At 69.3% G+C, this 7,346-nt stretch carries 6 protein-coding genes; all 6 read left to right on the top strand.

Features of this window, described 5'->3' with window-relative positions; all coding sequences use genetic code 11:
• On the top strand, nt 1-740 hold a 740-nt coding region (locus JNK30_RS00125), incomplete at its 5' end, for an alpha/beta fold hydrolase (protein ID WP_293479029.1).
• Between the two features lie 8 nt (nt 741-748).
• Entirely contained in the window at nt 749-1,618 is an 870-nt protein-coding gene (locus tag JNK30_RS00120) for an ROK family protein (protein ID WP_293479027.1), read from the top strand.
• The gene (locus JNK30_RS00115; RefSeq protein ID WP_293479025.1) at nt 1,615-2,886 is read left to right on the top strand and encodes a DNA polymerase IV; all 1,272 of its coding nucleotides are present in this window, start codon (nt 1,615-1,617) and stop codon (nt 2,884-2,886) included. The genes JNK30_RS00120 and JNK30_RS00115 overlap by 4 nt, the downstream gene beginning before the upstream one ends.
• A gap of 180 nt (nt 2,887-3,066) precedes the next feature.
• On the top strand, nt 3,067-3,396 hold the full coding sequence (gene clpS, locus JNK30_RS00110; protein WP_068877522.1) for an ATP-dependent Clp protease adapter ClpS: 330 nt from the start codon (nt 3,067-3,069) through the stop codon (nt 3,394-3,396).
• A gap of 6 nt (nt 3,397-3,402) precedes the next feature.
• The gene (gene clpA / locus JNK30_RS00105; protein WP_293479022.1) at nt 3,403-5,715 is read left to right on the top strand and encodes an ATP-dependent Clp protease ATP-binding subunit ClpA; all 2,313 of its coding nucleotides are present in this window, start codon (nt 3,403-3,405) and stop codon (nt 5,713-5,715) included.
• A gap of 228 nt (nt 5,716-5,943) precedes the next feature.
• The coding region (locus JNK30_RS00100; RefSeq protein WP_293479020.1) for a TonB-dependent siderophore receptor at nt 5,944-7,346 on the top strand (1,403 nt) is incomplete at its 3' end.

Raw genomic sequence — 7,346 nt, 5'->3', positions numbered from 1 at the left:
TCTCGGAGGAACTGGCCCGAAGAGGAGTCGCCAGCCTCAGGTTCGACAAGCGTGGCGTGGGCGGCTCACAGGGGACCTATCTGACCACGGGCTTTCATGACGAGACCGCCGACGCCGGGGCGGCCCTGGCCGCGCTCGGCGGGGCGCTGCCGTCCGCGGGGCTAGTCGTGACGGGTCACTCCGTGGGCGCGACCCTCGCGATGCGCCTCGCAGCACGAGCCAAGCTGAGCGGCGTCGTCCTGCTGGCGGGCGCCGCCCGGCGGGGCGCGGACGTGATGCGGGCTCAGTCCGCGAAGCTCGCCGAGACGCTGAACGGCCCTTCGCGCCTGCTGGGTCCGGCGCTCAGGCTGCGGCAGGCGATCGCGCGCCGCCGACTCGAGAGATCCACCGAAGACGTCTTGCGGGTCGGCGGCGCGGACCTCCCCGCCCGGTGGTTCCGCGAGTACATGGCCCACGATCCAGTCGATGATCTCCGGGCGATCCGATGTCCCGTCCTCGCGATCACAGGGGCCGACGACGTGCAGGTCGAGCCGTCGGACGTCGGCCGGATCGGCGCGGCGATCGATGCGCCGTTCACCGGCGAGACGCCCACGGGGATCAGCCATCTGCTGCGGCGGACCTGCGGCGCCCCGGGCCTCGCCTCCTACGCGGCGGAGATGCGCTCGCCGCCCGACCCCGGGGTGCTGGCCCGCGTCTGCGACTGGATCGAGGCTGAGGCGCGCGGAACAGATCGGGTATAGCTGGCGGCATGATCCGCATCGGGGTGGATTTCGGGGGCACAAAGATCGAGGCCGCGGCGCTGGACGCCCAGGGCCGGTTCCAGGCGCGCGTGCGCCGGCCGACGCCTCCCGGCTATGTGGACCGGCTGGAGGCCACGCGCGAGGTCGTCGTCGAGGCCGAGCGGCAGGCGGGCGTCGCGGCGGCGCGGGTGGGGGTCGGCGGACCAGGATCGCCCTCCCCGTCCACCGGACTGATGCGGAACTCGAACTCCACGGTCCTGAACGGGCGGCCGTTCCCGGCCGACCTGGAGCGCGTGCTGGGCCGGCCGGTGCGCTACGCCAACGACGCCAACTGCCTCGCGCTGTCGGAGGCGACGGACGGGGCCGCGGCCGATGCGGGCGTCGTCTTCGCCGTGATCGTCGGAACGGGCTGCGGCGGCGGGATCGCCGTGGACGGCCGCCTGGTCGAGGGGCGCAACCTGGTCGCCGGCGAGTGGGGCCACACGCCCCTGCCCTGGCCGCGCGCCGAGGAGCTTCCCGGTCTGCGCTGCTGGTGCGGGCGCACCAACTGCCTCGAGCTCTGGCTGTCCGGCACCGGCTTCGCGCGCGACGCCGGGCGGCCGGCCGAGGCGGTCCCTCCGGACGATCCGGCGCTGGCGCGCTACGTCGATCGCCTGGGACGCGCCCTCGCCGTCGTGGCCGACATCCTCGACCCGGACGTGATCGTGCTGGGCGGCGGCATGTCCAACCTGGACGTCCTCTACCCGCGGCTGCCGGCCGCGATCGCGCCGCACGTCTTCGCGGACGCCTACGAGGTTCCGATCCGCAAGGCCGCCCACGGCGATTCGTCCGGCGTCCGCGGCGCCGCCTGGCTCTGGCGCCTGGACGAGCTCGAATGAGGGCCTTCTGCCGCGACTGCTTCTGGCAGGGCGAGCAGCCCGCCCGGCGGTGCCCCGCCTGCGGCAGCCCGCGCGTCGTCGCCCATCCCGAGCTCGGCGAGCTCGCCATCGCGCACATGGACTGCGACGCCTTCTACGCCAGCGTCGAGAAGCGCGACCGGCCCGAGCTTCGCGACCTCCCCGTCATCGTCGGCGGCGGCAAGCGCGGGGTGGTCACCACCTGCTGCTACATCGCCCGCATCTCGGGCGTCCGCTCGGCCATGCCGATGTTCAAGGCGCTGAAGGCGTGCCCGCAGGCGGTGGTCGTGAAGCCCGACTTCGCCAAGTACCGCGCCGAGTCGAAGCGCATCCTGGGCATGGCCGCCGAGCTGACGCCGCTCATCCAGAACCTCAGCCTCGACGAGGCCTGGATGGACCTCTCCGGCACCGAGCGCCTGCACGGCGCGCCGCCCGCGATCACGCTCGCGCGGCTGCAGGCCCGCATCGAGGCCGAGACGGGCCTGACCGTCTCCATCGGGCTGGCCGCCAACAAGTTCCTGGCCAAGATCGCCTCCGACCTCGACAAGCCGCGCGGGTTCTCCGTGATCGGCCACGAGGCGAAGGACTTCCTGGCGAACAAGCCCGTCCGCATCCTTCCGGGGGTCGGCCCCGCCATGGTCGCCACGCTGGAGAAGGCGGGCTTCCGTACGGTGGGCGATCTGGCCCGGGTGGACGTGAAGGTCCTGGCCGAGCGCTGGGGCGCCCACGGCCTGCGCCTGCACGCCCTGGCCCACGGGCGCGACCATCGCGCCGTGAACCCCAACGAGGCGCGCAAGGGAATCAGCTGCGAGACGACTTTCAACGAGGACCTCTCGCGCGTGTCCGAGCTCGAGGACAGGCTGGCGCCCCTCGCCGAGCGCGTGGCCCGCCAGGCGCGCCAGGGCGGCGTCGCCGGCCGCGTCGTGACCCTCAAGCTGCGCGCGACCGACTTCCGCATCGTGACGCGTCGCCGCACCCTGCCCGTGGCCACCCAGACCGCGCACACGCTCTTCAAGGTGGGCCGCGAACTGCTCGCGAAGGAGGCCGACGGCCGGCCCTGGCGGCTGATCGGCATCGGGATCGCCGACCTGATCGACGCCGAGAGCGCAACCGACGACTTCTTTGCCGGCGAGGAGAAGAAGGCGCTGGCCAGCGAGCGCTCGATGGACGCGATCCGCGCCCGGTTCGGGCCCGACTCGGTGACCTCCGGGCGCATCCTGCGGGCCCGCGTGGCGTCGGACGAAGAGTGACGCGGCCCCGATCGCCCTGAAAACCGGCAGCCGCCGCCCTGGCCAGAACCCCCTCGCCGGCAGGCCGGGCGCCGTAGAGTGAACATGCCCCGTGACGATTCATCCCTTCCAAAAGGCGCTATCTGGCATATCTAATCGGAACGGGATGGACCGCGCCGGTCCCGCCAGGAGAACGGAAACATGAGCGAACGGAAGGAAGGTGGCGCTGACACCGGCGTTCGCTCGGCGGTCATCACCCAGACCAAACCGAAGACGCAGAAACCCTCGATGTACCGGGTCCTGCTGCTGAATGACGACTACACGCCGATGGAATTCGTCGTGTACGTACTTGAGCAATTCTTCAACAAGTCGCGCGAAGATGCGACTCGCATAATGCTCCATGTTCATCAGCATGGCGTGGGCGTCTGCGGGGTCTACACATACGAAGTGGCGGAAACAAAAGTGGCCCAGGTCGTTGATACGGCGCGGCGGCATCAGCACCCGCTGCAATGCACCATGGAGAAGGATTAGGCGCACTTGCCTTCATTTTCCCGCCAACTCGAAGAGTCCCTGCATCGCGCCGTGGCGTACGCCAACCAGCGCAAGCATGAATACGCCACCCTGGAGCACCTGCTCCTCAGCCTGATCGACGACGAGGACGCCGCCGGCGTGATGCGCGCCTGCGACGTGGAGCTGGGGGCCCTGCGCACCACGCTCACCAACTACGTCGACAACGAGCTGCGCAGCCTGGTCGTCGACGACGGCGAGGACGCCAAGCCTACGGCCGGCTTCCAGCGCGTGATCCAGCGCGCGGTGATCCACGTGCAGTCGTCCGGTCGCGAGGAAGTGACCGGCGCCAACGTGCTGGTCGCGATCTTCTCGGAACGCGAGAGCCACGCCGCCTACTTCCTGCAGGAGCAGGACATGACGCGGTACGACGCGGTGAACTACATCGCGCACGGCATCGCCAAGAAGGCCGGCGCGTCCGAGGCCAAGCCCGTGAAGGGCGCCGAGGACGAGGAGAAGCCCGCGGTCAAGACCGGCGGCGAGGCGCTCGAGGCCTACTGCATCAACCTCAACGAGAAGGCCAAGCAGGGGAAGGTCGACCCGCTCATCGGGCGGATGGCCGAGGTGGAGCGCTGCATCCAGATCCTCTGCCGCCGGACCAAGAACAACCCGCTTCTGGTGGGCGACCCCGGCGTCGGCAAGACCGCCATCGCCGAGGGCTTGGCCCGCAAGATCGTCAACAAGCAGGTCCCCGAGGTCCTGTCGAAGTCGACCATCTTCTCGCTCGACATGGGCGCGCTGCTGGCCGGCACCCGCTATCGGGGCGACTTCGAAGAGCGCGTGAAGCAGGTCGTCAAGGAGCTGGAGAACCACCCCGACGCGATTCTGTTCATCGACGAGATCCACACGGTGATCGGCGCCGGCGCCACGTCCGGCGGCGCGATGGACGCGTCCAACCTGCTGAAGCCGGCGCTGGCCTCCGGCACCCTGCGGTGCATGGGCTCGACGACCTACAAGGAGTTCCGCCAGCACTTCGAGAAGGATCGGGCGCTGGTCCGGCGCTTCCAGAAGATCGACGTCAACGAGCCCACCATCGACGACACGATCAAGATCCTGAAGGGCCTGAAGACCTACTACGAGGAGTTCCACAAGCTCCGCTACACGAACGACGCCATCCGCGCGGCGGTGGAGCTGTCGGCGAAGTACATCACCGACCGCAAGCTGCCCGACAAGGCGATCGACATCATCGACGAGGCGGGCGCCTCCCAGATGCTGCTCCCCGAGGGCAAGCGGAAGAAGACGATCGGCCTCAAGGAAGTGGAGTCGGTGGTCGCCAAGATCGCCCGGATCCCGCCGAAGTCGGTCAGCAAGTCCGACACCGAGGCCCTGAAGCAGCTCGAGGGCGACCTCAAGCGCGCCGTCTACGGCCAGGACGAGGCGATCGACTCGCTGAGCTCGGCCATGAAGATGGCCCGGGCCGGCCTGCGCGACGCCAACAAGCCGATCGGCTGCTACCTGTTCTCGGGGCCCACCGGCACCGGCAAAACCGAGACGGCGCGCCAGCTGGCCTCCACCCTGGGCATCGAGCTGCTGCGCTTCGACATGTCGGAGTACATGGAGCGCCACACGGTGAGCCGCCTGATCGGCGCGCCCCCCGGCTACGTCGGTTTCGACCAGGGCGGCCTGCTGACCGACGCCGTCGACCAGCACCCGCACTCGGTGGTCCTGCTGGACGAGATCGAGAAGGCGCACCCTGACGTCTTCAACATCCTGCTCCAGGTCATGGACCACGGGCAGCTGACGGACTCCAACGGCAAGAAGATCGACTTCCGCAACGTGGTCCTGATCATGACCACGAACGCCGGCGCCTCCGACGCCCAGCGCAACGCCATCGGCTTCGGCCGCGGCAAGCAGGACGACGAGGTCGACGAGGCGCTGAAGCGGCTCTTCACGCCCGAGTTCCGCAACCGCCTGGATGCGATCGTCCAGTTCCGGCCGCTCACGCCCGAGATCATCCGCCAGGTCGTGCAGAAGTTCGTCATGCAGCTGGAAGCCCAGCTCGCGGACCGGCACGTCACGATCGAGACGGACGACGACGCGGCGGACTGGCTGGCCAAGAACGGCTTCGACGAGCTCTACGGCGCCCGGCCGCTGGCCCGGGTGATCCAGGAGAACATCAAGAAGCCGCTGGCGGACGAGATCCTGTTCGGCCGGCTGACCAAGGGCGGCCACGTCCGCGTGGTGCTCAAGGACGGCAAGCTCGGCTTCGACATCGAAGGCCAGGAACGCGAACCCGGCGCCCCAGTCGTCGAGACCCCGGCGCAGGAGCCCGAAGCGGTCTGATCCGCGAAAGCGCCTGAAACACGAAGGCCCGGGAGCGATCCCGGGCCTTTTTCGTCGTCCGCCGGGAACAAGCGCGGCCTTGGCCCGTTACTTCGCTGTTCAAAGCGACGGAAAACGTCGCGAAGCGTAAGCTCCGGGGGGAGAATGCCCAGTCGCGCGTGCCTCGCTGCCGCGGCTCTGCTGGCGCCGTCCTGTGCGTGGGCCGACGCAGCGTCGGACCTCTCCCGGATGTCGATCGAGGAGCTCTCCAACGTTGAGATCACCTCGGTGTCGAAGCGACCCGAGCGCCTGGGCGACGCCGCGGCCTCGGTGTTCGTCATCAGCAACGACGACATCCGCCGCACCGGCGTCCAGACCATCGCCGAGGCCCTGCGGCTCGCCCCGAACCTGAATGTCCAGCGCGTAGACGCCCTCGACTATGGGATCTCCGCGCGCGGCCTGAACGGCTTCGAAAGCTCCAACAAGCTGCTGGTGCTCATCGACGGTCGAAGCGTCTATTCGCCCTTCTTCTCCGGCGTCGAATGGAGCCAGCTGCACCCCGACCTCCCGGACATCGACCGCATCGAAGTCGTCAGCGGCCCAGGCGGGACGCTCTGGGGCGCCAATGCGGTGAACGGGGTCATCAACATCGTGAGCCGCCCCGCGGACCTCACCCAGGGCCTCGCCGCGCAGGGGGCGGCCGGCGACGGGTACTACTTCTACACGGTGCGCTACGGCGGCAAGGTGGGAGACCACGGCGCCTATCGCGTCTATGCCCGGGCGTTCGACCGCGCCGACACGCTGCGCAACGGCGTCGACGCCGGCGACGGCTGGCGCGGGAGACAGGCGGGCTTCCGCACCGATTTCAACTGGGACGATGACCGCCTCACGCTGCAGGGCGACGCCTACGTCGACCGCGTGCCGTCCCTGATCCCCGGCGCACGCGGCAAGCTGGTCGGCGAGAACGTGCTGGGGCGCTGGAACCACAGCTTCAGCGATCGGTCGGAGCTGGAGGTGCAGGCCTACTTCGACCGATACGAGCGCATCGCCCGCGGCATCCTCGACGGGGTCGTCACCTACGACGTGCAGGCCCAGCAACGGCTCGCCACAGGTCCGCACAAGATCGTCTTCGGGGCGGGTTACCGCCGCTGGTCGGACCGTTTCGCCAATTTCGTCAACGGCTTCGTCCTCGATCCGCCGCGCGACCGCTTCAGCATCGCCAACGCGTTCGTCCAGGACCAGGTCACGCTGGGAAACGTCACGCTGACAGCCGGCGTCAAGGTGGAGCACAGCACGCTGGGCGGAACCGAATGGCTCCCCAACGGCCGCATCGCCGTCCAGGTCGCAGACAACGCCATGGTCTGGGGCGCCGTCTCGCGAGCGGTCCGCAACCCCTCGCGGCTGGACAGAGACCTCGTGTTCCCGCCGTTCCTCTTGCGGTCCGACTTCCAGGCCGAGCGGCTCACCGCCTACGAACTCGGCTACCGCGGCCGTCCGACCTCGCGGATCTCGGTCTCGGCGACGGTCTTCTACCATGACTATCGCGGCATCCGCTCGAACGAGACGACGCCGGTCACGGTGTTCCCGATCCGGATCGGCAACGGTCTCGAGGGCGAGACCTGGGGCGTGGAGGCCTGGGGCGACTTCGATGT

The organism is Phenylobacterium sp. (assembly GCF_016793225.1).
Classification (GTDB): domain Bacteria; phylum Pseudomonadota; class Alphaproteobacteria; order Caulobacterales; family Caulobacteraceae; genus Phenylobacterium.
Note: the sequence above shows the minus strand (reverse complement) of the source record. Positions and strands in the feature narration are given on the sequence as shown.